The organism is Shinella sp. WSJ-2, from assembly GCF_003432075.1.
Classification (GTDB): Bacteria; Pseudomonadota; Alphaproteobacteria; order Rhizobiales; family Rhizobiaceae; genus Shinella.
The window spans coordinates 1-23546 of the sequence record NZ_QWBU01000023.1; the positions used below are offsets into that span (position 1 = coordinate 1).

At 63.9% G+C, this 23546-nt stretch carries 20 protein-coding genes; 10 read left to right on the forward strand and 10 right to left on the reverse strand.

What is annotated here, in order from left to right; genetic code table 11:
- The 5 genes from D0Y60_RS24015 to D0Y60_RS24035 all read right to left on the reverse strand — a co-directional run.
- Positions 1-1318, reverse strand: a 1318-nt coding sequence (locus D0Y60_RS24015; protein ID WP_117372503.1) for a methyl-accepting chemotaxis protein, incomplete at its 3' end; no start/stop codon positions are given.
- A gap of 17 nt (positions 1319-1335) precedes the next feature.
- On the reverse strand, positions 1336-1854 hold the full coding sequence (locus D0Y60_RS24020) for a chemotaxis protein CheW (RefSeq protein WP_117372504.1): 519 nt from the start codon (positions 1852-1854) through the stop codon (positions 1336-1338).
- Positions 1851-3860: a chemotaxis protein CheA gene (locus tag D0Y60_RS24025; protein ID WP_117372505.1), complete on the reverse strand. Its 2010-nt coding sequence runs from the start codon at positions 3858-3860 to the stop codon at positions 1851-1853. Before D0Y60_RS24025 ends, D0Y60_RS24020 begins: the two co-directional genes overlap by 4 nt.
- On the reverse strand, positions 3857-4225 hold the full coding sequence (locus D0Y60_RS24030; RefSeq protein ID WP_117372506.1) for a response regulator: 369 nt from the start codon (positions 4223-4225) through the stop codon (positions 3857-3859). Before D0Y60_RS24030 ends, D0Y60_RS24025 begins: the two co-directional genes overlap by 4 nt.
- Positions 4225-4551 carry an STAS domain-containing protein gene (locus D0Y60_RS24035; RefSeq protein WP_117372507.1) on the reverse strand — a complete coding sequence of 109 codons (327 nt, stop codon included), beginning with the start codon at positions 4549-4551 and terminating at the stop codon, positions 4225-4227. Before D0Y60_RS24035 ends, D0Y60_RS24030 begins: the two co-directional genes overlap by 1 nt.
- 365 nt (positions 4552-4916) lie before the next feature.
- On the opposite strand from D0Y60_RS24035, the gene D0Y60_RS24040 reads away from it, so the two are divergent.
- The gene (locus D0Y60_RS24040; protein ID WP_158565544.1) at positions 4917-6641 is read left to right on the forward strand and encodes a type VII secretion target; all 1725 of its coding nucleotides are present in this window, start codon (positions 4917-4919) and stop codon (positions 6639-6641) included.
- Positions 6642-6659: 18 nt separating this feature from the next.
- On the opposite strand, the gene D0Y60_RS24045 is transcribed toward D0Y60_RS24040, so the two are convergent.
- Positions 6660-7649: a bile acid:sodium symporter family protein gene (locus tag D0Y60_RS24045; RefSeq protein ID WP_117372509.1), complete on the reverse strand. Its 990-nt coding sequence runs from the start codon at positions 7647-7649 to the stop codon at positions 6660-6662.
- A gap of 90 nt (positions 7650-7739) precedes the next feature.
- Here D0Y60_RS24045 and D0Y60_RS24050 point away from each other — a divergent pair, with 90 nt between their 5' ends.
- Together D0Y60_RS24050 and ggt are read left to right on the forward strand one after the other, a co-directional pair.
- Positions 7740-8606 (forward strand): LysR family transcriptional regulator, encoded by an 867-nt coding sequence (locus tag D0Y60_RS24050; RefSeq protein WP_117372510.1) that lies wholly within the window; start codon positions 7740-7742, stop codon positions 8604-8606.
- Between the two features lie 60 nt (positions 8607-8666).
- On the forward strand, positions 8667-10259 hold the full coding sequence (gene ggt / locus D0Y60_RS24055; protein ID WP_117372511.1) for a gamma-glutamyltransferase: 1593 nt from the start codon (positions 8667-8669) through the stop codon (positions 10257-10259).
- Between the two features lie 186 nt (positions 10260-10445).
- Here ggt and recX read toward each other — a convergent pair whose 3' ends face one another.
- From recX to D0Y60_RS24075, 4 genes are all read right to left on the reverse strand, one after another.
- The gene (recX, locus tag D0Y60_RS24060) at positions 10446-11006 is read right to left on the reverse strand and encodes a recombination regulator RecX (protein WP_281048185.1); all 561 of its coding nucleotides are present in this window, start codon (positions 11004-11006) and stop codon (positions 10446-10448) included.
- A 60-nt stretch (positions 11007-11066) separates the two neighbouring features.
- Positions 11067-11474 carry a RidA family protein gene (locus D0Y60_RS24065; RefSeq protein ID WP_245409297.1) on the reverse strand — a complete coding sequence of 136 codons (408 nt, stop codon included), beginning with the start codon at positions 11472-11474 and terminating at the stop codon, positions 11067-11069.
- Between the two features lie 56 nt (positions 11475-11530).
- Entirely contained in the window at positions 11531-12799 is a 1269-nt protein-coding gene (locus D0Y60_RS24070) for an SfnB family sulfur acquisition oxidoreductase (protein ID WP_117372512.1), read from the reverse strand.
- 121 nt (positions 12800-12920) lie between these two features.
- Positions 12921-13670 (reverse strand): IclR family transcriptional regulator, encoded by a 750-nt coding sequence (locus tag D0Y60_RS24075; RefSeq protein WP_117372513.1) that lies wholly within the window; start codon positions 13668-13670, stop codon positions 12921-12923.
- Positions 13671-13947: 277 nt separating this feature from the next.
- Here D0Y60_RS24075 and D0Y60_RS24080 point away from each other — a divergent pair, with 277 nt between their 5' ends.
- The 7 genes from D0Y60_RS24080 (at position 13948) to D0Y60_RS24110 (ending at position 23469) form a co-directional block, all read left to right on the forward strand.
- On the forward strand, positions 13948-15399 hold the full coding sequence (locus tag D0Y60_RS24080) for an APC family permease (RefSeq protein ID WP_117372514.1): 1452 nt from the start codon (positions 13948-13950) through the stop codon (positions 15397-15399).
- A 51-nt stretch (positions 15400-15450) separates the two neighbouring features.
- Positions 15451-16929 carry an aldehyde dehydrogenase gene (locus D0Y60_RS24085; RefSeq protein ID WP_117372515.1) on the forward strand — a complete coding sequence of 493 codons (1479 nt, stop codon included), beginning with the start codon at positions 15451-15453 and terminating at the stop codon, positions 16927-16929.
- A 214-nt stretch (positions 16930-17143) separates the two neighbouring features.
- Complete coding sequence (locus D0Y60_RS24090) at positions 17144-18802, forward strand: amidohydrolase (protein WP_117372516.1); 1659 nt, start codon at positions 17144-17146, stop codon at positions 18800-18802.
- Positions 18803-18835: 33 nt separating this feature from the next.
- On the forward strand, positions 18836-20008 hold the full coding sequence (locus D0Y60_RS24095; RefSeq protein ID WP_117372517.1) for an ABC transporter substrate-binding protein: 1173 nt from the start codon (positions 18836-18838) through the stop codon (positions 20006-20008).
- A gap of 194 nt (positions 20009-20202) precedes the next feature.
- On the forward strand, positions 20203-21072 hold the full coding sequence (locus tag D0Y60_RS24100) for a branched-chain amino acid ABC transporter permease (protein ID WP_117372518.1): 870 nt from the start codon (positions 20203-20205) through the stop codon (positions 21070-21072).
- The gene (locus D0Y60_RS24105) at positions 21059-22771 is read left to right on the forward strand and encodes an ATP-binding cassette domain-containing protein (RefSeq protein WP_117372519.1); all 1713 of its coding nucleotides are present in this window, start codon (positions 21059-21061) and stop codon (positions 22769-22771) included. The genes D0Y60_RS24100 and D0Y60_RS24105 overlap by 14 nt, the downstream gene beginning before the upstream one ends.
- A complete protein-coding gene (locus D0Y60_RS24110; RefSeq protein WP_117372520.1) occupies positions 22768-23469 on the forward strand; it encodes an ABC transporter ATP-binding protein in 702 nt (233 codons plus the stop codon). Before D0Y60_RS24105 ends, D0Y60_RS24110 begins: the two co-directional genes overlap by 4 nt.
- The last annotated feature ends 77 nt before the right edge of the window (positions 23470-23546 follow it).

The following is a 23546-nucleotide window of genomic DNA, read 5'->3' on the forward strand; positions in this document are numbered from 1 at the left end:
CGGCGGAGATTTCCGAGATCAGTTCGGCGGTCTTGCGGATGTCGGGAACCAGACGGGTCAGCATGTCGCCGGCTTCGGTGGCGACGGAAACCGTCTGGCCTGACAGCGCGCTGATTTCGGCAGCGGCCGCCTGGCTGCGTTCAGCAAGCTTGCGCACTTCCGAGGCGACGACGGCAAAGCCCTTGCCGTGTTCGCCGGCGCGGGCCGCTTCCACGGCGGCATTCAGGGCGAGCAGATCGGTCTGGCGGGCGATTTCCTGAACGATGGAGATTTTCTCCGCAATGGTACGCATGGCGCCGACGGCACGACCGACGGCCTCGCCGGAAGCTTCGGCATCCTTGGCGGACTGGCGGGCGATCTTTTCCGTCTGGGCGGCGTTGTCGGCGTTCTGCTTGATGTTGGCGGCCATCTCTTCCATCGAGGCGGAGGCCTCTTCGGCGGACGATGCCTGCTCGGTAGCGCCCTGCGAGAGCTGCTCGGAGCTCGCCGACAGTTCCTGGCTGCCCGAGGAGACGTTGTCGGAGGCAGAGAGCGCATCGGCGACGACGCCGCGCAGGCGCTCGATCATAGTGTTGACGTGACCGAGCATATCGCCAATCTCGTCCTTCGTGGTGATGTCGGCAAAGCGGGTCAGGTCGCCATCCGCGACGCTCTGCACGGCGGTCGCGGCGCGGCTGAGGCCGCGGTTGATCGACAGCACGATCCAGACGGCGGCCATGGCGGCGATCAGGACGGCAATGATGGCGGCCGTCACCATCAGCGTTCGCGTGCTCTCATATTGCGCCTGGGCATTCACCTCGGCTTCGTCGAGGCGGCCTTCCTCGAGCTTGACCACTTCGCCGAGCAGGTTGTCGATCTCGTTGGTCACGGCACGGGCATCGGTGGTCGAGATGCGGGTTGCGCCCGCCATGTCGCCGGCCAGCGCCAGGGTGCGGATGCGGTCGTCATCGCGGCGGAAATCGGTAGTGAAGGCGGAGAGCTTGCTCCACATCACCTTGCCCTGCTCGGTCGCCTTGGCAAGGACCTGTTCGAACGTCGCATCGAACTCCTTGCGGGCTTCGTCGCTAAGGCCGATGTAGCGGTTGGTCTCCGTGGCATTGGCCGACAGAAGCATGTTCTTCTGCTGGCGGATCTGTTGGAGTTGCAAGGTGTTCAGCGTCTGGGCGAGTTTCAGGCGTTCCGCCGGGCCGTTCAGCACATCGCCGAGCGTCGTGTTGAGACCGCCAAGGCTCATGATGCCATAGCCCGCGGTTCCGAGAAGCACGGCGATCATGAAGCCGAAGGTCAGGAACAGCTTGAGTTTGATGGTGAAGCGCATGGGTCTCTCCTGAGGGCCTAGTTCGGCGCTGACGTGTTGCCGGGGCGTTCCTTTCGGGAGGAAAAGATCGCGTGCAGGTTCGGGACGATGATGAATTCGCCGCCCCGCTTGACGAGGCAGTTGATGTAGTCGGCGCGCCAGCGCATGCCGACGCTCGGCGGCGGCTCGCTGGCGACCTTGGCAAGGGTCGTGACTTCGTTGACTTTGTCAGTGCGGATGCCAACCAGGGTCGGCTCGTCGTCGAGATCGAGTTCGATGACGATGATGCGGCTGTCGATGGTGGTTTCCGTCGCGTCCATGCCGAAGGCTAGACGGATATCGGCAAGCGGGATCACCTTGCCGCGGAAATTGATGACGCTGGAAACGAAGGGCTTGCTGCCGGGAACATGGGTTTCCGGCAGAAGATCGAGGATTTCCTGCACGACGATCGCCTCGATGGCGAAGGTCTCGCCATTGAGGTTGAAGGTAAGGACGGACAGGTCCTCCTCCTCGCCCCAGATCGTGCCGTAGTCGAGTTTCCGTGCCGCTTCGCTCATCCTGCCGCCCGCATCTGCGCCTCCTGGTGCTGTCCGGCCGCGACGAGATGGGTGACGTCGAGGATCAGCGCGACGCTGCCGTCTCCCAGAATGGTCGCGCCCGAGAAGGTCGCGACGTCATGGTGCAACTTGGACATGGATTTGATGACTGTCTGGTGGTCGCCGATGATCTGGTCGACGACGAGGCCGACGCGCTCGGAGCCGGTCGAGATGACGACGACCTTCTGGTGCTGATCCGGCTGGGTGCCTGTGCGGAACAGCTCACGCAGCCGCAGGAACGGCACGAGGCTGTCGCGCAGCGAGATGAACGAGCGCCCCCGCGAGCGCAGGTCGTCTTCAAGCGACAGTTCCAGGCATTCCTCGACGGCGGACAGCGGTATGACGTAGCAGCCGCTGCCGACACGCACGAGCAGGCCGTCGATGATGGCGAGCGTCAGCGGAATGCGGAGCGACACTTCCGAGCCGTCGCCGGGTTTGCTGACAATGTCGATGGCGCCGCGCAGCGCTTCGACGGTCTTTTTCACCACATCCATGCCGACGCCGCGGCCGGAGAGATTAGTGACGGCCTGGGCGGTCGAGAAACCCGGCTGGAAGATGAGTTGCAGCAGTTCCGGATCGGACAGTGTCTGGCCCGGCTGGATGAGGCCTGAGGATTCGGCCTTGGCACGCACCCGGTCACGGTTGATGCCACGGCCGTCGTCCTTGATGGTGATGATGACCTCGCCGCCCGTCTGGTGCGCCGAGAGGATGACCTTGCCCTTCGGATCTTTGCCGGCGGCGATGCGCTCGTCGGGCTTTTCCAGGCCGTGGTCGATGGAGTTGCGCACGAGATGGACGAGCGGATCGGCAAGCCGGTCGATGACCGTCTTGTCGACCTCGGTGCTTTCGCCCTCGGTGACGAGTTCGATTTCTTTGCCGGTCTCGCGCGACAGGTCGTGCACGAGGCGGCGGAAACGGCTGAACAGGCTCGCGACCGGCATCATGCGCAGCACCATCATCGTGTCGCGCAGCTCGCCGGACAGGCGTTCGATTTCCTCCGAGACGGAGCGCAGGCCGAGATCGGCTGCGGCGCCCGCAAGCTGGGTGAGGCGTGACTGGGCGATGACCAGTTCGCCGACGCGGTCCATCATCTCGTCGAGACGCTCGGCGGGCACGCGGACGTTTTCGGCGGATTTCGCCTGTTTGGAATCGTTGGCCGCCTGAACGGCAGGGGCTTCGCGTTCCAAAACCACCACGGCCTTCGGCATCGAGGTTGCCGGGGCTGTGGCAATGGGAAGGGCGGCGGGGCGTTCGGCGGCGATCTCCGTGATCTCGAGTTCCATCTCGTCCATGACGAAGATGAAGACGTCCTCAATGTCGCTGCGCGGCTTTTCCGTCTTGAGGGTCACGTTCCAGGCGAGGTGGATGTCGCGCGGCTCGAGCGTTGCTAGATCGGGGACATCAGTGGTGTCGGCAACGATCTTGCACTCGCCGAGATCGCGCATCTCGTCGAGCAGGCCGAGCGGATTGGTGCCGTTCGCCATGGCATTGGCCGGCAGGCTGAAGCGGATGCGCCATTCGCGCAGGCCGCCGGCCGTTTCGATGGCAGGCGCGATTGTCGAGGCAGCGCTCGTTGCCGCGGCGGGTGAGCCCGCTCCATTGACAGCGCGGTGCAGGTTGTCGAGCAGGCCGGCGCTCATCGCGTCATGGTCGCCGTTCGGTGTTTCAAGCAGGGCGCGCATATGGTCCTGCGCGGACAAGACCGCCGAGACCAGTTCATGCGTTGCCGGAACGTCGCCCTTGCGCACACGGTCGAAGGCGGTTTCGCAATGGTGCGTGAAGGCGGCCAGCGCCTCGAAGCCGAACATCGCGCCGGAGCCCTTCAGCGTGTGTAGGCCGCGGAACACGGCGTCGATCTGGTCGCGGTCGTCGAGACTGCGGGTCAGGTCGAGAAGGCCGGACTCGATCTGTTCCAGCAGTTCGGCCGCTTCCGTCCGGAAAACTGAGATCGGGTCCGGATTGCTCATTTGCCGAGAACCTTTCTGGCGATCTTGACGAGGCTTTCCGGGTCGAACGGCTTGGTCAGCCAGCCGGTGGCGCCGGCGGCTTTGGCTTGCGCCTTGATCTCGCCGTCGGATTCGGTGGTGAGGAAGATGACCGGCACACCCGTGTGCGCGGGCAGCTTGCGCAACTCGCGGATCATGGTCAGGCCGTCCATGTTGGGCATGTTGAGGTCGGTGATCACGAGGTCGTATTCACCCGCCTGAAGCTTGCTCAGTCCGTCCAGCCCGTCGACCGCCTCGGTCACGATGTAGCCGGCATTGCTCAGGGTGACGCGTGTCGTCAGCCGGATGCTGGCGGAATCGTCCACGGTCAAGATCTTTGCGGTCATCAATTCTTCTCCTGATGCAACCAGAAATGAGCGGCGTCCGGCGTCATCTCGTCGAGAAATCCGCCACGCTTCAGCACGTCGTAAAGGTCTCCTGTCGCCGGCCGTGCAAGTACAACCTTGCCCGCGCGCATCTCTGCGTGCTTTCGCGCCGCGGTCACCAGCTGGACGAAGCTCAGGTCGACCTGCGCCTCTCCATCGACATCAAGTATCGTTGCCGAATGACTGGTCAGATGCTCCAAGATAATCTCTCGTACTGCTAATATATTCTTGATAGTGAGCGTATTTGGTAAGGTTAATGGCGCGTCACCAGGCAAGGTGGAGGTCATGCTGGCCCCGATAAACGTTTTACTAGGAAGTATTCCCCGCGCCAGAATTCCTCGATACGCTTAACAAAGCGTAAAGCGCGGTTGCTAAATTCATCCATTGGTGGTTATTGCAGTGCGTATACACTAACTCACCTTACGTGATTTTTCTTGCTTAAATAATTGATTTATATATTTTTATCTTAAAATAAGATATTAGGCATATTATTTCTGAATCCCTAATTCTAGGGATGACCGCATCTTCGGGCGCTGGTGTGCAAAACGGCATCGAACCCTCCGTTTTTCTTCCATGAGAAGACGCGAATTTACTGCACGTTACAATGTTCGCCCTAGGGTCTGGCCAAGGTTTCTTGAAAGTGGGGTATGGCGTGTCAGGAACAGCGAGCGCAGTCCGCGTGGAGCGGCAGACGACCGAGACGGATCTCGTTTCCCGTCTCGAAGGGGCCCGTTCCCGCATCGAGCAACGCTTTCTCGACGGTGGCGTGGTTCTGCTGGCCGTGCTTGACGTGCTCAACCGCCTGGTTGCATCACTCGAAAACCTGTCTGGTTCTCTCGACGACGAGACCGCGCAGGCGACAATCGGCCGGCTAATCGCGACGGTCGACCAACTGACCGCCCTTCCGGCGATCGAGGAGACCCGACAGCAGCGCCTTGCAAGTGTGGCGGTGACCGAAAAGTCGCTCGGTACATATATCGCGGACATGCAAGAGACGCTGCGTTATCTGCGCACCTTTGCGACGACCGCCAAGATCACCGGAGCAGCCATTCCGGACTTTTCGGGCTTTGCCGAGGAAATTCTCGAGCGCATCCAGTTCGGCAGGAAGGAAGTCGACGCGCTCGGTCTGAAGATCGGTACGCTTGGCGGCGTGATCGATGCGGCATCCTCAGGCGGAGGGGAGGCGCTGGAGCGCTTCCGCCGAAGCGTGCCCGATATCGCCAGCAATCTCTCGCGCAATGCGGCCGACCTCACGGCGCAGCGCAAGCACCTTTCGCAACTCGCCGGTAAGGTCGGCAGCTCCGCCCGTCTCGTGCAGACGAAGGTGGCGACGACCCTTTCGGCCATGCAGATCGGCGATATCACGCGCCAGCGCATCGAACATTGCCAGTCCGCCTTCGCCTTTCTGGACGAGCACCTGGCGGCCGGTACGCTCGACGGCGACGCGGCCCGGCGCTTGACGGCGCTTGTGCGCCATCTCGTGCGCGATCAGCTTGTCGAGATCACCAATGACTTCGGGCGCGAGTGCAGGACCGTCGTCGGTACGATCCGCAGCTTCGGTGTCGACATCGATGGTCTGATGGCGCTTTACGGTGATATGGCGGCCACCGACGGCCAGTCCGCCGACCGTGCCATGCGCACGCTGGAAGCCGATATCGATGCTGCCCGCGCCGTTGTGCGCGAGATCGAACAGGCGGCCGGCAAGGCCAATGCCCTGGGCTTGAGCACGGTGGAGACCGTACAGGAGCTGCTGAAGGGCGTGAAGACGATCCAGCTCGTCCGCACCGATATCCACTACATGGCGCTCAACACCAATCTGCGCTGCAGCAAGCTCGGCGAAGAGGGGCGGGCGATCAACGTGGTGACGGCGGAGCTGCGCACCTTCTCCGCCCAGCTCGACGAGACGGCCGAGCGCATCCTGACCGCGCTGCAATCGCTGGAGGGCGATGCCGGCAAGCTTGGCGAGGCCGGCGCTGCGGCGGGCGGCTCCCTCGACGCCCATCTCGAAGAGGTGCTTGATCATATCCGTCGCGCCGGCGACCGGATGGAAGGGGATATGGCAGCCCTGCGCGAGTGTGGCGCTGACATTTCCGCCAAGGCGGGCCGGACCACTGCGGGCCTCGATTTCAACGCCGAGCTTGGCGATGTGCTCGCCGACTGCGCGGCGAGTGCCGGCGATTTGGTCGATGATGCGATGCCCGACACTGCGGGCCTTGAAGAGGCGATGGCCGATCTCGGCGGCCGTATCGCCCGCGTCTATACCATGGTCTCGGAACGGGAAATTCACGCCCGCTATTTCGGCGGCCTCGTCGATGCGGCCCCCGCTCAGCCCGTGGCAATGAGCGACGACGATCTCTTCGACGACGCCTTGTTCTAAGACGCTGCCGGGTTTGGCTCAGCCAGCCCTTGCCGGCTCCGTGTCGAGCGTCTTCTGGTGATCGGCATAGACGCGCGCCAGCCATGCGCAGACCATCAATTGGATCTGGTGGAAGAGCATCAGCGGCAGAACGATGGCGCCGATCGACTGGCCGGCGAAAATGACGCTCGCCATGGGCACGCCGCTGGCAAGGCTCTTCTTCGAGCCGCAGAAGACGGCGGTGATGCGGTCTTCCCGATTGAAGCCCAGAAGCTTGCCGCCAATGCTGGTGATGACGAGGACGGCGGCGAGCAGCAGGCCGTCGACCATGATGAGGATTGCTAGATCCCCGATGGCCAGCCGGCGCCAGATGCCTTCCGTCACGGCTTCTGAGAAGGCGAGATAGACGACCATCAGGATCGAGCCACGGTCGAAGGGGTTGAGCAGCGTCTTCTTCGAGCGGATCCAGTTGCCGATGAAAGGCTGCAGTATCTGGCCGGCGACGAAGGGCAGGAAGAGTTGCAGCATGATCTTCCAGATCATGTCGAAGGAAATCCCGGCATTGCCGCTGGTCGAAAAGAGCAGCGCTACCAGCGCCGGCGTCAGGAAGATCCCGAGAATGTTCGATGTCGATGCCGCGCAGATCGCGGCCGGCACATTGCCGCCGGCAATCGAGGTGAAGGCGATCGACGACTGCACTGTGGAGGGCAGCACGCAGAGGAAGAGCAGGCCGAGATAGATCGGCTGGTCGATCAGCCAGGGCGAGAACAGGCCAAGCCCAAGGCCGAGCAGCGGGAAGATCGCGAAGGTCGTCACCAGGATGAAAAGCTGCAGGCGCCAGTGCAGGAAGCCCGCGACGACGGTGTCCGTCGACAGGCGCGCACCATGCAGGAAGAACAGAAGCGCGATCGCGATATTGGTGGCGATGCCGAACCATTGCGCCGGCTCGCCGGAAATCGGCAGCAGCGAGGCGAGCAGCACGGCGCCGACCAGCAGCAAAGTGAATGTATCGGGCAGGAGGCGTTTCATCGGTCACGGTCCGGGGAGGTCTCGACAGGCCTTTAAAATGCGCTATCCTGTTTTACGATGCAATCGATAATGCTTATCGAGAAACGTGATATGCTCGATCTCGCCCAGCTACGCAGCTTCGTCATGGTAGCCCAGACCAAAAGCTTCACACTTTCAGCGGAGCGGTTGAATCTCGGCCAGTCCACCGTCAGCCAGCATCTCCAGCGCCTTGAGCGTAGCCTCGGCCGGCGACTGATCGACCGTGATACCCATGCGGTGCGCCTGACGAGCGACGGCGAGGCGCTGCTGCCGAACGCCCGCCAGCTTCTGGCGCTGGAGCGCCAGACCGTAGCGCGTTTCGATGCCGATGCGCCGCGCGGGCCCTTCCGGCTCGGCATTTCCGAGGATCTGGTGAGCGGGCAGCTGCCGGGATTGCTGGAGGACTTCATCGCCGATCATCCCTCCGTCGATCTCCAGCTTTCGGTCGCGCTCTCCAAGACGCTGGCAGACATGCAGGATCGCGGCGAACTGGATCTGGTCATGGCCAAACGCCGGATCGGCGAGCAGCGCGGCGATGCCATCCTGCGTGAGCCGCTGGTGTGGCTGGCGAGCGATCCCGAGGCGATTCTTGCCAAGCCCGTGCTGCCGCTCATCGTCTTCCCGCCGCCGAGCCTGACGCGGACGCTTCTGATGGAGGCGCTGGAGCATGCCGGCACGCCGTGGCGCATCGTCTGCTCCTGCCAGAGCCTGAGCGGCCTGACGGCGGCGGCGCGGGCGGGCATGGGTGTGCTGGTGCAGCCGCGCAGCTTGGCGCCATCAGGCCTTCGCGAAATCGCGCCGCCGTTGTTGCCGGCGCTGGAGGATGTCGAATTCGTGCTGGTTACGGCAAGCTCGGCCGACCATGCGACCGTCTCCGCCTTTTCCCGCAAGGTGCGTGAGCGCTTCGGCAAGGGTTTTGCCGTCAGCGCCGGTCCCTGACATCCTATCATAAAACCAGCCGCTTCAGCGGCGTAAAAACCACCCGAGGAGAACAACCGAATGCGCAATTTCGAAAGGCCGACCCGCTCCGTCGCCGTCGCCCGCCATGCCATGGCGGCGACGTCGCATCCATCCGCGACGCTCGCCGCCTTGCAAATCCTGGAGGACGGAGGCAACGCGATGGATGCGGCGATTGCGGCCTCCGCCATGCAATGCGTCGTCGAGCCGGGTTCGACGGGCATTGGCGGCGATTGCTTCGTGCTGTATGCCGCCGGCGGGTCTGACAAAGTCCTCGCCTATAACGGCTCCGGTCGCACGCCGGCGGCGCTGACGCTCGACTGGTTCACCGAGCGCGGCCTTGCCGAGGTCCCGCGGCAATCTCCCTCCGCCGTGACCATTCCCGGCGCTATCGACGCCTGGACGCGTCTGCATGCGGACCATGGCCGCATGCCCTTCGCTGATGTGCTGGCGCCGGCCATCCGCTTTGCCGAGGAAGGCTATGCGATCAGCCCGCGCGTTCATCGCGACTGGGTGATCGAGGAGGAGCTGCTGGCCTCGGAGCCGACCGCCGCGCGCATCTTCCTGCCCAAGGGACGAGCGCCCAAAATCGGCGAAGTGCACCGTCAGCCGGAGCTTGCGGCCACGCTGAAGCGCATCGCGGTGGAAGGGCGGGACGGATTCTATACCGGGGCGGTCGCGGAGGACATGGTGTCCTATCTGCGTTCGCTCGGCGGCCTGCACACGCTGGAGGATTTCGCGGAGGCGCGGGGCGATTACGTCACGCCCGTCACGACGGATTTCCGCGGCCACACCATCCACGAATGCCCGCCGAACGGGCAGGGCATCATTGCGCTGTTGATCCTCAATGTTCTCGGTCGCTTCGAGGCCAAGGGCGATCCGCAATCGCCTGACAGACTGCATCTGGAAATCGAGGCGACGCGGCTTGCCTATGCCACACGCGACGCCTGGATCGCCGACCCGGACAAGGCGCATGTGCCCGTCGAGGAGCTGCTGTCGGACAGTCTTGCCGACCGGCTTGCCGGTATGATCGATTTCAATCGCGCGCTGACCGACCTGCCGGCCTTCGACATGCCGCTGCACCGCGACACGGTCTATATTTCCGTGGTGGACCGCGATCGCAACGCTGTCAGCTTCATCAATTCGGTCTTCGACAGTTTCGGCACGGGCCTCGTCGCGCCTCGCTCCGGCGTTGTGCTGCACAATCGCGGCCAGAGTTTTTCGCTGAAGCCCGGCCATCCCAATGCCGTGGCGCCGGGCAAGCGGCCACTGCACACCATCATTCCGGGCATGGTCACGCGTGGCGGCCGGGTGGAAATGCCCTTCGGCGTTATGGGCGGCTATTACCAGGCGATGGGCCATGCCCATCTCATCTCCAAGGTATTCGACTACGGCATGGACCTGCAGGAGGCGATCGACCTGCCGCGTCTCATTCCGAAGCCCGAAGGCACGCTCGTTGAAGCCGAACACACGCTGCCGGCCGCAACGGCAAGCGAGCTTGAGCGACGCGGCTTCTCGCTCGTTCCGGCGGAAGGACCGATCGGCGGCGCCCAGGCGATCCGCATCGATTGGGAAAACGGCACGCTGATCGGGGCGTCCGAATCGCGCAAGGACGGCATCGCGCTCGGGCTTTGAGAACAGGAATCATGGCGGAGAGGAGCAACCAGGGCTGGAGCTTGTCATGTGCGTCGAGGCGGAGATCGCGTCAGGGCTCGTCGTCGGTGACGTGGGCTACAGTGTGCCGGAAATCATCCTGATCATCGGCGGGGGACACCTTAGCAAAGGTGATCTTCTACCGGATGATTTGAGCCGCGCCGCCAGTCATCCAAGGTGGCGGCCGGCGTCCAGCACCTCTTCGGCCTCTTCGAGCGTCATGGAGAAGATCGTTTTGCCGATATCAAAACTGAAGCCGCCGCGGGCAAAGGCCGAGAATTCCTTGGCCTTGCGCTTGTCGTCCAGCTCCACCTTGCGAAAGGGGCCGAAAGCGCGCTTGCGGGCGAGTACGACAGCGGCATAGAGGTCGTCCATATCGGCCACTGCGGCGATGGCCGTTTCCTTGGCGATGCCTTTTTGCGAAAGCTTCTGCACGACCGCGCGCTTCGAGCGGCCGCTGCGCATGCCTGAGCGGCTGCTCATCTCGGCAAAGGCCGTATCGTCGAGCGCCTTGTTGTCATAGGCGAATTTCACCGCGGCATCGGCCAGCGCCTTGACCTGCGCATCGCTGATATTCTCGAATTTCTCCCGTGCCTTACGGCTGATGGCGTCGGAGAGTTGCTTTTCCGTGTGCATGCGCCGTTCGATGCGATAGATCGTCGAATTGCGCGCCCAGGAGAACATGCGCGGGGTGGGCACATCGGCGGGCGTGTCGTCTTCGAGGCTCACGGGGGCTTTCGGCAATGGATGCTTCGGATCCCGTTCTTATGGAAGAAGTTTTCCGCCCTGTCACGCCTCGGCCTTCGCCACGACGAGGTCGATCTCCACAAATGCATCGCGCCCGAGTGCCGCAACGCCGACCGTGGTGCGGGCCGGCAGATGCGCGTCTTCCCTGAAATGCCGGTGATAGATCGCGTTGAGGCCCGCATAATCGCGGGCGAAATGCGTGAGATAGATTCGGGCGAAGACGGTGTCTTGCAGCTGATATCCCGTGGCGTCGAGAATGCGGAGCAGGTTGCGGAAGACGAGTTCGGTCTGGGCCTCGATCGATGCCGGCAGCGGCGCGTCGGGTTGATCGGGGTCGATTGGCAGCTGGCCGGTGACATGGAGAAGCCCGCCCGCTTCCACCGCATGCGCATAGCGCGCAGTTTTCGGTGGCGGTGCGGCGTTGGCAACGATGTGGCGGCGCAGTGACAAGATCGAATATCCGGTAGGAAAGGGGTGCCGGACCGGCCGGCACCCGGATGGACGGCTCAGCTCCAGGCGTGGCGCGGGGCTTTGATGCCGTTGAGATAGAAATTGCCGACGTGGAAGAATTTCCAGCGCACGGGATCGTGCAGCGTATGGGCGCGCGCATTGCGCCAGTGGCGGTCGAGATTGTGCTTGGCGAGCGTGGAGCGCGTGCCGGCCAGCTCGAACAGCTTGTTGGTGGCAAGGATCGCGATCTCCGTCGTCAGCACCTTGGCTTCGGCGGTCTTGATGGTCGCGTCGTTGATCGTCTCTTCCGTCGCGCTCTTCAGGCCGGCGTCGATTGCCTCGCCGGCAATGTCGAGCAGGGCTTCGGCCGCATGCAGCCGGATCTTCAGGTCGCCGATGGCGGCGATGGTGAAGGGGTCTTCGCCCGCCGTCTCCTTGCCGCTGTCGATCCACGGGCGGCTCTGCGTCTTGATGAAGGCGATGGCATCGTCGATGGCGCCGCGCGCGATGCCGGCATCGATGGCGGCCTGGATGATCTGCGAGACGGGGCCGGCAATGGTCGGACGGTCGAAGGCGGCCACCGGCAGCAGCCGGCTCTTTGGCACGCGGACATTCTCGATCTTCACCGCGCCGGAGGCGGTGGTGCGCTGGCCAAAGCTCGACCAGTTGTTGGTGACGGTGATGCCGGGTGCATCGCGATCGGTGAAGACGAGATAGCCCTTCTCCTCGGCATCGACGGCGACGATGGGGATGATGTGCGAGAGGAGCGCACCTGTCGTGTAGAACTTCTCGCCGTTCACAACCGCCTCGTCCCCCTCATGGGAGACGCGCGTCTCGAAGGCGCCGACGGTCTTGCTGTTGAGTTCGGAAAAGGCATTGCCGAAGCGTAGGCCGGACAGGACCCAGCCGAAGAATTCCTTTTTCTGCTCTTCCGTGCCGTCGAGGTCGATATGGCCGTTGATGGCGAGATGGTTCTGGGTGATCTGGGCGATCGAGGAATCGGCCGCAGCGAGGATGGCGATGACGCGGGCCAGCGTCTTGTAGGAAACGCCCGCACCGCCATAGGCCTTTGGCACGTTGATGCCCCAGAGGCCGCTCTGCGAATAGGCGTCGATTTCCTTCAGCGGCAATAGGCCTTCGCGGTCGCGCAGTGCTGCGCCCTGCGCGAAATCGGCGGCGAGGCGCTTGGCGACCGCAATCGCCTCCTCATCGCTCTGGATGATGTGGGCAGGGCTCTGCGGACGCGGGCGCGGCGGCACCGGGTCATCGGAATTCACGCGCGGATGCTGCGTGTAGTCGATCGGCTGTTTTTCGATAATCCCCATGGCGGCTCTCCGGTTGGTTTGAGGAGAGTTTCGCAGCAAAAAATAAAATCGATAGATATTATGTATTATAATGTGCCTGCCAGAGGAAAAATCCTTCGAACGGCCTGGGCGCGCCGGCCGGTCAGGGTTTCGCCCCATAATATTTCTGCGCGATGCCGGCGGCGGCAGTCATGGTCTTATGGCCGATATCCAGCATGCGGGCTCTGGTCGTGCGCGCCGTCGGAGCAGCGACGGCAAGCGAACCGATTGGTTTTCCGCTGGGTGCGAGCACCGGGGCCGCAGCACTGATCACGCCCATTTCGAACCCCTGCTGGTTGATCGAGAAACCGCGCCGGGCGGTCTCCTTCACCAGAAGGCGAACCGCTTCCGGCTCCGTAACCGTCTCGTCGGAAAACCGCTCCATAGGCTGTTTCAGCGCGCGCTCGATCTCATCGGACGGCAAGAAGGCAAGATAGGCGAGGCCTGAGGCCGTGGCGTGGAAGGGCAGCGGAGTGCCGAGGTCGACGATCACGCGGTGCGCCTGCGAGGAATCCTCGACATGGATGGTGGAAAGCCGGCCGCCGCTGAATTCCGAGAGATGCACTGTCTCGCCCACCTCCTCCGCCAGCGCCTTCACGAAGGGAGCGGCGACGGAAACGAAGGGGAAGCGCGCCTGTCGGATGCGCGCGAGCCGCACCGGTGCCGCACCCAGGCGGTATTTCCGCGTCTCCTCGTCCTGTTCCACGAAACCGTGTTTCTCGAGTTCCACGAGAAAGCGTCGTGCCGTCGCCTTGTCGAGCGTCGCCAGCCGGGCGACGTCGGTCAGTCCGATGTCCTTGTCGAGTTGGGAAATCGCGTCGAGGAGCGAGAGGGCCTTGCCGATGGTGCTCATGTGTCTCTTCCGGACCTTTCCCGTTGGCGATGCCGTACAGGATTTCTGCGCGGTCTTTTCATTACGTCCACCCTTTCCTGCGCAACTCGTTTCTGCCGAGATACTTAACATGAGAAATAACTTGACGCCGGGGCAGGCTTTTGCAAGTCTATAATTAAAATACAGGTTCAAATAATGAACCGCAAGATACTTTTCAGAATGGGAACTGTCGGGCGCCTCGCGCGCGGCATCGAAGGCGGCAGCCGTATGGGACGGGCCGTCAGGAGGGAGCAAGATCATGACCATTGAAACCGTGCCGTCTGGCGGCGCGAACCAGTTGCGCAAGAACAGCCTCGGTGTCGGGGCAATCACCTTTCTCGTCGTTTCGGCCGCAGCGCCCTTGACGGCGGTCGCCGGTGGGGTGCCGCTGTCGATGATGCTCGGCAACGGGCCGGGTATTCCGCTGACCTTCGCCTTCGTCACGGCCGTGCTGTTGCTGTTTGCCGTCGGCTATGTCGCGATGGCCCGCCATATCAGCAATGCCGGCGCCTTCTATGCCTATACCGCGCAGGGCCTCGGCGGGCTTGCCGGCGGTGCGGCCGCGCTTATCGCAATCCTTGCCTACAATGCCATGCAGATCGGCGTCTTCGGCCTGTTCGGCGCCGCGACGGCCGGCTTCTTCGCCGGTTACGGCATCGACCTGCCCTGGTGGGTCTGGACCTATATCGGCATCGCGCTCGTCGCGGTCTTCGGCTATCGCCGGGTCGATTTCTCCGCGCGCGTGCTCGCGGTGCTGGTTATTCTCGAATATCTCGTCGTGCTGATCATCGATGCGGCCATCCTCGTCAAGGGTGGTGACAGCGGCCTCTCCGCCGCGCCCTTCACACCGTCTGCCTTCATGAGCGGCACGCCGGCCATTGGTATCCTGTTCTGCTTTGCCGCCTTCATCGGCTTCGAAGCCACGACCATCTATTCCGAAGAAGCCCGCGAGCCGGAAAAGACCGTGCCGCGCGCCACCTATATCTCGGTGCTGATCATCGGCCTGTTCTACATGCTGACCTCCTGGCTGATGGTCAACGGTGCCGGCGTCGACAAGCTCGTGCCGGAAATTCAGGGTCTTGCCGATCCGACGACCTTCCTCTTCGGTCTGGCGGACCGTTATGTCGGCAATGGCATCACCACCGTCATGGGCCTGCTCTTCATCACCAGCCTGTTTGCCGGCGTCGTCGCCTTCCACAACGGCGTTGCCCGCTACATGTATGTCGCCGGTCGCGAGGGCCTGCTGCCCAAGGCGCTCGGCGTCACCCATCCGGTGTTCCAGAGCCCGCATGCCGGCTCGGTCGTGCAGACGGTCATCGCCGTCGTCGTCGTCGCGCTCTTCGCCTTCACGGGGCAGGATCCGGTGCTGGCGCTGTTCTCGTGGCTGACGAATGTCGGCACGCTGGCGATCATTCTCCTGATGGCGCTCACCGCCTTCTCCATCGTCGCCTTCTTCGGCCGCAATCCCGACCTCGAAGGCAACAAGCTGGTGACGGTCGTGCTGCCCGTGCTGACGGGGCTGATACTCGCGGCGCTGGTGTTCTATATTGCCACCAATTTCGGCGCACTCGCCGGTGCGGAAGGGCCGCTCGCCGTGTTCCTGCCGGGTCTCGTGTTGATCGCGGCGGTTATCGGCGTGTTGTGCGCGCTGCGTCTGAAGTCCGGTGACGCGGCTGCCTTCGCCCGGCTTGGCGTCGGCCGCGAAGCCTGAAAAATGGGGCGGTGCTTCGGCGCCGCCCACCCGACCTTCCGAGGGAAGAACATGCAGGAAAAGATCGAGGCGCTCCGCAACCTGACCATTGCCCCGCAGGCGTTGTTCATCGACGGCAACTGGCGCGAACCGGCCGAAGGCGCGGCGCTGGATGTCATCTCGCCGATTAACGGCCAGCGGCTGACGAGCATTGCCGATGCAGGTACCGTCGATGTCGACCGGGCGGTGAAGGCCGCACGTGCCGCCTTCGAAAAGGGCCGCTGGTCCAAGGCCGCGCCGGCCGAGCGCAAGCGGGTGCTCTTCAAGATCGCCGAGCTGATCGAAAAACACGCCCTGGAGCTTGCCGTGCTCGGTGTGCGCGACAATGGCACGGAAATCGCCATGGCGCTGAAGGCCGAGCCCGGCAGCGCGGCCGGCAGCTTCCGCTATTATGCCGAGGCGATCGACAAGGTCTATGGCGAGATCGCGCCCACGGCCGGCGATATTCTCGGCCTCGTGCATCGCGAGCCGGTCGGCGTCGTCGGCGCCATCGTGCCGTGGAATTTCCCGCTGATGATCGGTGCCTGGAAAATTGCACCGGCGCTTGCCGCCGGCAATTCCGTGGTTCTGAAGCCGGCGGAGGTGGCATCGCTGTCGCTGCTGCGCCTTGCCGAACTCTGCGCCGAGGCCGGCCTTCCCGAGGGCGTGCTCAACGTCGTCACCGGACGCGGCGCCGTTACCGGCGAGGCGATGGGCCTGCATCCTGAGATCGACGTGCTGGTCTTCACCGGCTCCGGCCCGGTCGGGCGGCGTCTCCTGGAATATTCCGCGCGCTCCAACCTGAAGCGCGTCTATCTCGAACTCGGCGGCAAATCGCCGAATGTCGTCTTTGCCGACGCGCCGGATCTCGACAAGGCGGCGAAGACCTCGGCTTACGGCATCTTCCGCAATTCCGGCCAGGTCTGTGTCGCCGGTTCTCGCCTGCTGGTCGAGCGCTCGATCGTCGAGGACTTTTCCGCCAAGGTGGCGGGGATTGCCGCCGCCATGAAGGTCGGCGATCCCCTGCTGCTGTCCACCGAGGCCGGTGCGATCTCCAGCGAGATGCAGCTGCGCAAGGATCTCGGTTTTGCCGAGCAGGCGCTGGTCGAGGGTGCAAAACTGCGCACCGGTGGTAAGCGTGTCCTTACGGATACGGGCGGTTTCTACATGGAGCCGACGGTTTTCGACGTGACGCCGGGCATGACGCTTGCCCGCGAGGAGGTGTTCGGCCCGATCCTGTCGATCATCCCCTTCGACACCGAGGAGGAGGCGCTCGCCATCGCCAACGGTACCGATTACGGTCTCGCCTCCGCCGTCTGGACATCGAACCTCTCGCGGGCGCATCGCATGGTGCGCGGCATCCGCGCGGGTGTCGTGCATGTCAACACCTATGGCGGCGCGGACAATACGGTACCGCTCGGCGGCGTGCGCCAGTCCGGCAACGGCCACGACAAGTCGCTGCATGCGCTGGAAAAATATCTCGACCTCAAAACGGCGTGGATACAGCTCTAAAACGACCCTGCCGACGATGCTTCAAGACCGCCGCGATGCCGAACGCATCTGCGGCGGTTTTCTGTTGCGGGAACGCGGCGGCATGCTGCCGCAATCCTTGTCCATTTGGTTCATATATTTAACGTGTGAACTATATTGACAGCCGCCTCCGACTGCGGCACTCTCATGCTGAATAGTAGGTTCGAATAATGAACCACAAGGGAACATCGCTATCATGACTGGGACGTCGCACGCAGACCTCATCCTGACCCGTGGCCGCATCTATACGGTCGACGCCGCCAATTCCTGGGCGGAAGCCGTCGCCATTGCCGGCGGGCGCATCCTTGCCGTCGGCAGTGCCGCCGAGATCGACGCCTATCGCGGCGAAGCGACCGAGGTGGTCGATCTTGCCGGTCGCATGGCGATGCCGGGCTTCGTGGATATTCACAACCACATCATGATGGGCGGGCAGGCCGATCTCTTCGAGACGCAGCTTCCCGCCGGTGCCTCCATCGAGGCGATCTGCGCCCATGTGAAGGCGCAGGCGGAGGCCGCCGCCCCCGGCCAATGGATCGTCGCCAACCAGTGGGGCGCCGACATGATCAGCGCGCTCAATTCGGAAGCAGCCCTTGCGAAGCTTGATGCCGCGAGCCACGGTCATCCCGTGCTGCTGCGCGATGAGACCATGCACAACCGCTGGGTCAACAGCGAGGCGATGCGCCTTTCCGGCATTTCCGACAACCAGCCCGACCCGCCGGCCGGGGCCTTCGGCCGCGATCCGGTGACCGGCAGGCTGACGGGTCTCCTCATCGAATCCGCTGCCGGCATCGTCGAGCGCGTCGCCGCCGATCATTTCACCCAGGAAATGGGCGAGGCTGCCGTTGCCCGCGCCGTCAAGATCGTCAATTCCTACGGGGTCACCGCCTTCCAGGATGCCGCGTCGGTTCTCTCGATCCTCAAGGCGCTGAAGGGCCTCGATGACAAGGGCGACCTGACGGCCTGGGCCGTGACCTCCCTGCCGCTGATCGAGCCGTCCTTCATGTTCGGGCTTTCCGGCGACGATCTGCTGGCGCTGCGCGACGACTATCGCTCGCGGCATGTCCATCCCAACTATACGAAGATATTCCTCGACGGCGTGCCGGGCGCGCGCACCGGCGCCTTCCACGAGGCCTATGTCGACGACGCCGCGCATCCGCACGGCTATCGCGGCGAGGTTCTGGTCAGCTATCCCGAGCTCGTCAAATATGTCGACAAGTCGGAAAAGCTCGGCATGGGTCTGAAAATCCATTGCGCTGGCGACTATGCCGTCACCGAAATGCTCGATGCCGTCGAAGCCGTGCGCCACTTCAACGGCCCGACCAAGGTGCTGCACCACATCGCCCATGCCAGCTATGTCCTGCCCACAGATATTGCGCGTTTCGCCTCGCTGAATGTCGTGGCCGATCTCTGCCCGATGATCTGGTATCCGACGACCTTCCTCGAAGGCCACAAGGAAGCGATGGGCGAAGAGCGCGCCACCCGCTTCTGGCCGATCGCCGATCTCTCGAAGACCGGCGCGCTGCTGGCCGGCGGTTCCGACTGGCCTGTCATCCCGATCCCCGACCCGCTGAACGGCATCGAGGGCATGGTGACGCGCCAGAACCCGTCCGGCGCCTTCCCGGGCGTGTCGCTCTGGCCGGAGCAGGCGATTGACCTCGCCACGGCCATCCGCATCTACACGCTGAACTCCGCCATCGCCATGGGCCTTGGCGAGGAGACCGGATCCATCGAGCCCGGCAAATCGGCTGACATCATCGTGCTCGACCAGAACCTCTTCGATATCGAGGCGAAGCGCATCGCTACCACCAAGGTCCTCACCACCTATTTCGAAGGCCGCGCCGTCTATCAGCGCTAGGCGTCTTCAGGAAACAACAAGAAAGGGAACAGCATGATCAAGACCCGCAATCTTCTTCTCGCCTCCGCGGCGATCCTCCTTGCCGCCACCGTGTCGGCACAGGCAGCACCAACCTGCGAAAACGGCCCGATCCAGATCGGCGCCGTCTCCACTGTGACCGGCGTCGTCGACTTCTCCGACGCGCCGCGTGCCACCCAGGCCGTCTTCCAGCAGCTCAACGATGCCGGCGGCATCAACGGCTGCAAGGTCGAGTTCACCATCGCCGACGACAAGGGCGACCCGCAGGTCGCCGCGCAGGCTGCCCGCGACCTCATCGACAACAAGGGCGTCGTGGCGCTGGCCGGCGGCGCGAGCCTGCTCGACTGCGCCGTCAACGCAGCGACCTATGACCGCAACGACGTGCTCGCCGTGCAGGGCGTCGGCGTCGATCCGCTGTGCTTCAACGCGCCGAGCGTCGCGCCGGTCAATGTCGGTCCCTATACGCTGACCACCGCCGTGCTCGACTATGCCACGAAGGATCTCGGTGCCAAGAAGCTCTGCACCTTCTTCTCGATCATCGGCGGCACGCAGGAAGCCTATGCCGCGGCCGTCGCGCGCTGGGAAAAGATCAGCGGCAACACGATCACGCTCAGCGATATGACGCTGCCGTTGCAGGGGGATCTGACGCCCTATCTCGTCAAGGCGCGCGATGCCGGCTGTGATGCGGTGCTGACCAACCAAGTCGAGCCGGGCGTCGTGCAGTGGATCAAGACGGCCGATGCCCAGAAGATCACCGGCATCAACTGGCTGTTCCTTGCCCCCGGCTACACGGAAGGCGTCTCCAAGGCGCTCGCCGACAGCAAGCAGCCGATCTATGTCGGCACCGAATGGGAGCCCTATACAGAAGCGACCGAGGCCAATGCCGACTGGGCCAAGACCATGGAAACGGCAGGCCTCGCCAAGACCGCCTTCTCGCAGGGCGGCTACATGGCGGCGAAGGTCCTGATCGACACGATCTCCGGTATCGAAGGCGAAGTCACCCGCGAAACGGTGACGGCAGCGCTGAAGGAAGGCAAGGAACTGACCTATCCGCTCGCCGGCAACGCCTATTCCTTCGGCGATGCGAAAGCCCATTCGCCGATGCAGGCCACCAAGATCATGCAGCTGGTCGACGGCAAGTGGTCGGTGAAGACCAAGGACTGGTTCGTTCTGCCTGCGGCGGAATGAGGTGACGCCGCCAGCATTTGGCGTGCTCGATTGCAATTTCCTTCTCCCCCGACGGGGAGAAGGAGCGAATGGCGGTCTCTCAATCGTGCAGATGGTAGAGCGGCCTCGTTTGGAACGGACGGATCCCAGGTGTGGGACCGGAGATCATGAATGACTGACGCGGTGCGCCGCGCGCATCGACCCGGAGTGCCGGAATGGATTCACTGTTCACTGCCGCCGTTGCCGGATTATCGGCGGGCGGGGCCTACGCCATCCTCGGCGTTTGCGCCATCTTTACCTACCGGCTCGTCGCCGTGGTAAATTTCACCGGTGCCGCCATCGGCGCTGCGGGCACTTTCGCGATGGTCGCGCTGTTCGAGCTGGGCATGCCCTTGCTGCCGGCTGTGCTTTTCGGTGTTGCCGCCGGCGCGCTTGCCGGCCTTGCGATTGGGCTCGTCATGACCACTTGGTTTACCGGCAGCAATGCCTCGACCAAGGCAGCGGTGACGGCGGCCCTGCTCGTCGGCATCATCGCGGTCGGCCTGCGTCTCACCGGCGGCCAGCATCCGCATTATTTCCCCGAGATCATTCCCGGCTCCGCCTTCCGGCTTGCCGGCGTCGAAGTGACCTGGGCCGCCGTCACGACGCTCGTGCTCTCAGTTGCCTTCACCCTGTTGACCGAGCAGTTCCTCGCCCGCACCCGCACCGGGCTGCAATTGCGCGCGCTCTCGCAGCGCCCGATGGCGGCGGAGCTGATCGGCATTCGCGTGCGGCTGCTGGCGCTCGGCGTCTGGGCCGTTACCGGCGGTGTCACGGCCTTTGCGCTGATGATCATCGCGCCGCTGCGCTCGCCGGATTTCGCCTCGCTCAGCCTGCTCGTCGTGCCGGCGCTCGCCGCCGCGCTGATCGGTGCCTTCTCGAGTTTCCGCGCCGCCCTGATCGGCGGCGTGATGATCGGCCTCATTGAAGGCGGCGTCAGCGCCATCGGGCCGGTCAGCCAGTATCGCGGCGCCGTGCCGTTCCTTGTCATTCTTGCCGTCCTGCTCTGGTCGCAAAGAGGAGCCCGCTGGGATGAAGCACGCTAGTTTCCGCGCCGCCGCCACCACGGCCCTGTTGCTCGCCGTTCTCGGTGCTCTCATTTTCTTCCTGCTGCCGAAATACTGGGTGTTCCTCGTCACCGCCGTCTTCATCGTCGGCATTGCGCTGCAAAGCCTCGGTCTCGTCACCGGCCGCACCGGCATGATCTCGCTCTGCCAGATGTCCTTTGCCGGCGTTGGCGCCTGGGTGACGGGTTATCTGAACCTCATCGGCGCACCGGGTGGGCTCGCCGTCTGGATGCTGATCGGCGGGCTTGCCGCCGTGCCGGTCGGCATCGCCATCGGCCTTCCGGCACTACGCCTGCGCGGCATCAACCTCGCCATCGTCACGCTCGGCTTTGCGGCAGCTTTCGATACGGTGCTTGCCACAATCACCTTCCCCGGCCAGACGACCTTCACCCAGGTCGTCCGCCCGGAGGCCTTCGACAGCGACAAGGGCTATTTCCTCTTCGTGCTGCTGACCTATGGCGTCATCGCCGTTGTGCTGGAATTCGTCAGCCGCTCGCGGCTCGGTGCCGCCTGGCTTGCCGTGCGCCATTCCGAGCGTGCCGCCGCCGCCAACGGGATCAGTATCCCGCGCGCAAAGCTCAGCGCCTTCGCCATCAGCGCCTTCATATCCGGCATTTCCGGCGGCCTGCTAGCCGGTTATCTCGGCACGCTGGTGTCGGAAAACTTCTCGATGATGCAGTCGCTTGCGCTGTTTGCCGTCGCCACCATGGCCGGCGCGCATTTCGCGCTCGGCGCCATTGCGGGCGGCATGATGATCGTGCTGTTCCCGGAACTGCTGCGCCGGCTCAACCTGCCGCAGGATGTCGGCAACGTCTTCTTCGCGCTCGGTGCCGTGCAGGCGCTCTCGACCGGCGAGACGATCGCCGAGACGTGGATGCGGTTGGCCCGCAAGCTACGCCCGACGCGCGCGGTGGAAGCGGCGACCGCCGCCGGCAGTCTGCCGGACAAGACCAGCCATCCCGCTGGGATCGCGCTGGAAGTGCGTGATCTCACTGTGCGCTACGGCACGGTCACGGCGCTCGACAAGGTCAACCTCAAGGTGCCCGCCGGCACCGTCGTCGGCCTCGTTGGCCCGAACGGCGCGGGCAAGTCGACGCTGGTCGATGCCATCGCCGGCTTCCTCTATCGTTACGACGGCTCGATCCTGCTCAATGGCAGCCCGCTCGAAGCCATTTCCGCGACGTCGCGGTCCAAGCTCGGCATCCGCCGCACCTGGCAGACGACGCGGATCGCACCGGAACTGCGCGTCGGCGAGTATATCCGCCTTGCCGCCGGCCCGATCAGCGAAAGCGAGTTGGAAAGCCTGCTCGCCTGGTTCGGCTGCCCCGGCCCGGAAACGCTGATCTCGACCGTCGATGTCGGCACGCGCCGTCTGCTGGACGTTGCCGGCGCCGTCGCGTCCCGCGCGCCTGTCATCCTGCTCGACGAACCGGCCGCCGGCGTCTCTTATGACGAGGCATTGAAACTGGGAGAGCGCATCGCCGCCATCCCCGAGACCTTTGGCAGCGCGGTGCTCCTCATCGAGCACGACATGGATCTCGTGCGGCGGGCCTGCTCGGCGATCACCGTGTTCGATTTCGGACGCGTGATCGCCGCGGGTGCCCCGGCAGCGGTGTTGGACATGCCCGTGGTGCAGAAGGCCTATATGGGTGTCGAATTCGAGGAGGCCGCAGAGTGACCACGTTTTCCATCGGTGCGTTGCAGGTCGATCGGTCCGGCATTCCCGTCATCCGCGGTGTGGACCTGGAGGCCAGAGGCGGCGAGATCAGCGTGCTGCTCGGCTCCAACGGCGCCGGCAAGACGACCTTTCTCGAAAGCCTCTCCGGCATCATCCCGGTCCGTTCGGGCTTCATCAATCTCGACGGTGTCGAACTCGCCAAGCTGCGCCCCGGCGCCCGCGCCAAGGCGGGGCTGAGCCATGTCGAGCAGGGCCGCACCGTCTTTCCGGCCATGACGACGGAAGAAAACCTCAAGGTGGCGCTGCATCCCGATGCGGACCTCAAGGAGGCCTATGATCTCTTTCCGGAGCTCTTGCAGCGCCGGAATGTCGAGGCCGGCATGCTGTCGGGCGGTGAGCAGCAGATGGTCGTCATCGCCCGCTCCATCGTCAACCGGCCGCGCGTCATCCTCATCGACGAGATGTCTTCCGGCCTTGCTCCGGTCATCGTCAGCCGCCTGATGCGGGCGGTCCGCCAACTCGCGGACGACGGCATGGCGGTGGTGCTGGTGGAGCAGTTCGCGGCGCTTGCGCTTGCGATCGGCAACCGAGCCTATGTGCTGCGCCGCGGCCAGATCGTCTATGACGGAGACTGCGCGGCGCTGGCGGGGGATCCGGCGCATCTGCACCGGCTATATCTCGGCGATGCCGCGGCCTGATTTGCTTAACAGGTGAACAATATTGACTCGGCGGCAAGGTCGGCGCATCCTTGCCGTCCGTCGCACGACCCGTGCGG

Coding starts and splice junctions, on each gene's coding strand:
- D0Y60_RS24070 (WP_117372512.1), bottom strand. CDS start 12,799: ATGGGGATTATCGAAAAACAGCCGATCGACTACACGCAGCATCCGCGC.
- D0Y60_RS24095 (WP_117372517.1), top strand. CDS start 18,836: ATGATCAAGACCCGCAATCTTCTTCTCGCCTCCGCGGCGATCCTCCTT.
- D0Y60_RS24085 (WP_117372515.1), top strand. CDS start 15,451: ATGCAGGAAAAGATCGAGGCGCTCCGCAACCTGACCATTGCCCCGCAG.
- D0Y60_RS24080 (WP_117372514.1), top strand. CDS start 13,948: ATGACCATTGAAACCGTGCCGTCTGGCGGCGCGAACCAGTTGCGCAAG.
- D0Y60_RS24020 (WP_117372504.1), bottom strand. CDS start 1,854: ATGAGCGAAGCGGCACGGAAACTCGACTACGGCACGATCTGGGGCGAG.
- D0Y60_RS24030 (WP_117372506.1), bottom strand. CDS start 4,225: ATGACCGCAAAGATCTTGACCGTGGACGATTCCGCCAGCATCCGGCTG.
- D0Y60_RS24025 (WP_117372505.1), bottom strand. CDS start 3,860: ATGAGCAATCCGGACCCGATCTCAGTTTTCCGGACGGAAGCGGCCGAA.
- D0Y60_RS24090 (WP_117372516.1), top strand. CDS start 17,144: ATGACTGGGACGTCGCACGCAGACCTCATCCTGACCCGTGGCCGCATC.
- D0Y60_RS24105 (WP_117372519.1), top strand. CDS start 21,059: ATGAAGCACGCTAGTTTCCGCGCCGCCGCCACCACGGCCCTGTTGCTC.
- ggt (WP_117372511.1), top strand. CDS start 8,667: ATGCGCAATTTCGAAAGGCCGACCCGCTCCGTCGCCGTCGCCCGCCAT.
- D0Y60_RS24035 (WP_117372507.1), bottom strand. CDS start 4,551: ATGACCTCCACCTTGCCTGGTGACGCGCCATTAACCTTACCAAATACG.
- D0Y60_RS24050 (WP_117372510.1), top strand. CDS start 7,740: ATGCTCGATCTCGCCCAGCTACGCAGCTTCGTCATGGTAGCCCAGACC.
- D0Y60_RS24100 (WP_117372518.1), top strand. CDS start 20,203: ATGGATTCACTGTTCACTGCCGCCGTTGCCGGATTATCGGCGGGCGGG.
- D0Y60_RS24045 (WP_117372509.1), bottom strand. CDS start 7,649: ATGAAACGCCTCCTGCCCGATACATTCACTTTGCTGCTGGTCGGCGCC.
- D0Y60_RS24075 (WP_117372513.1), bottom strand. CDS start 13,670: ATGAGCACCATCGGCAAGGCCCTCTCGCTCCTCGACGCGATTTCCCAA.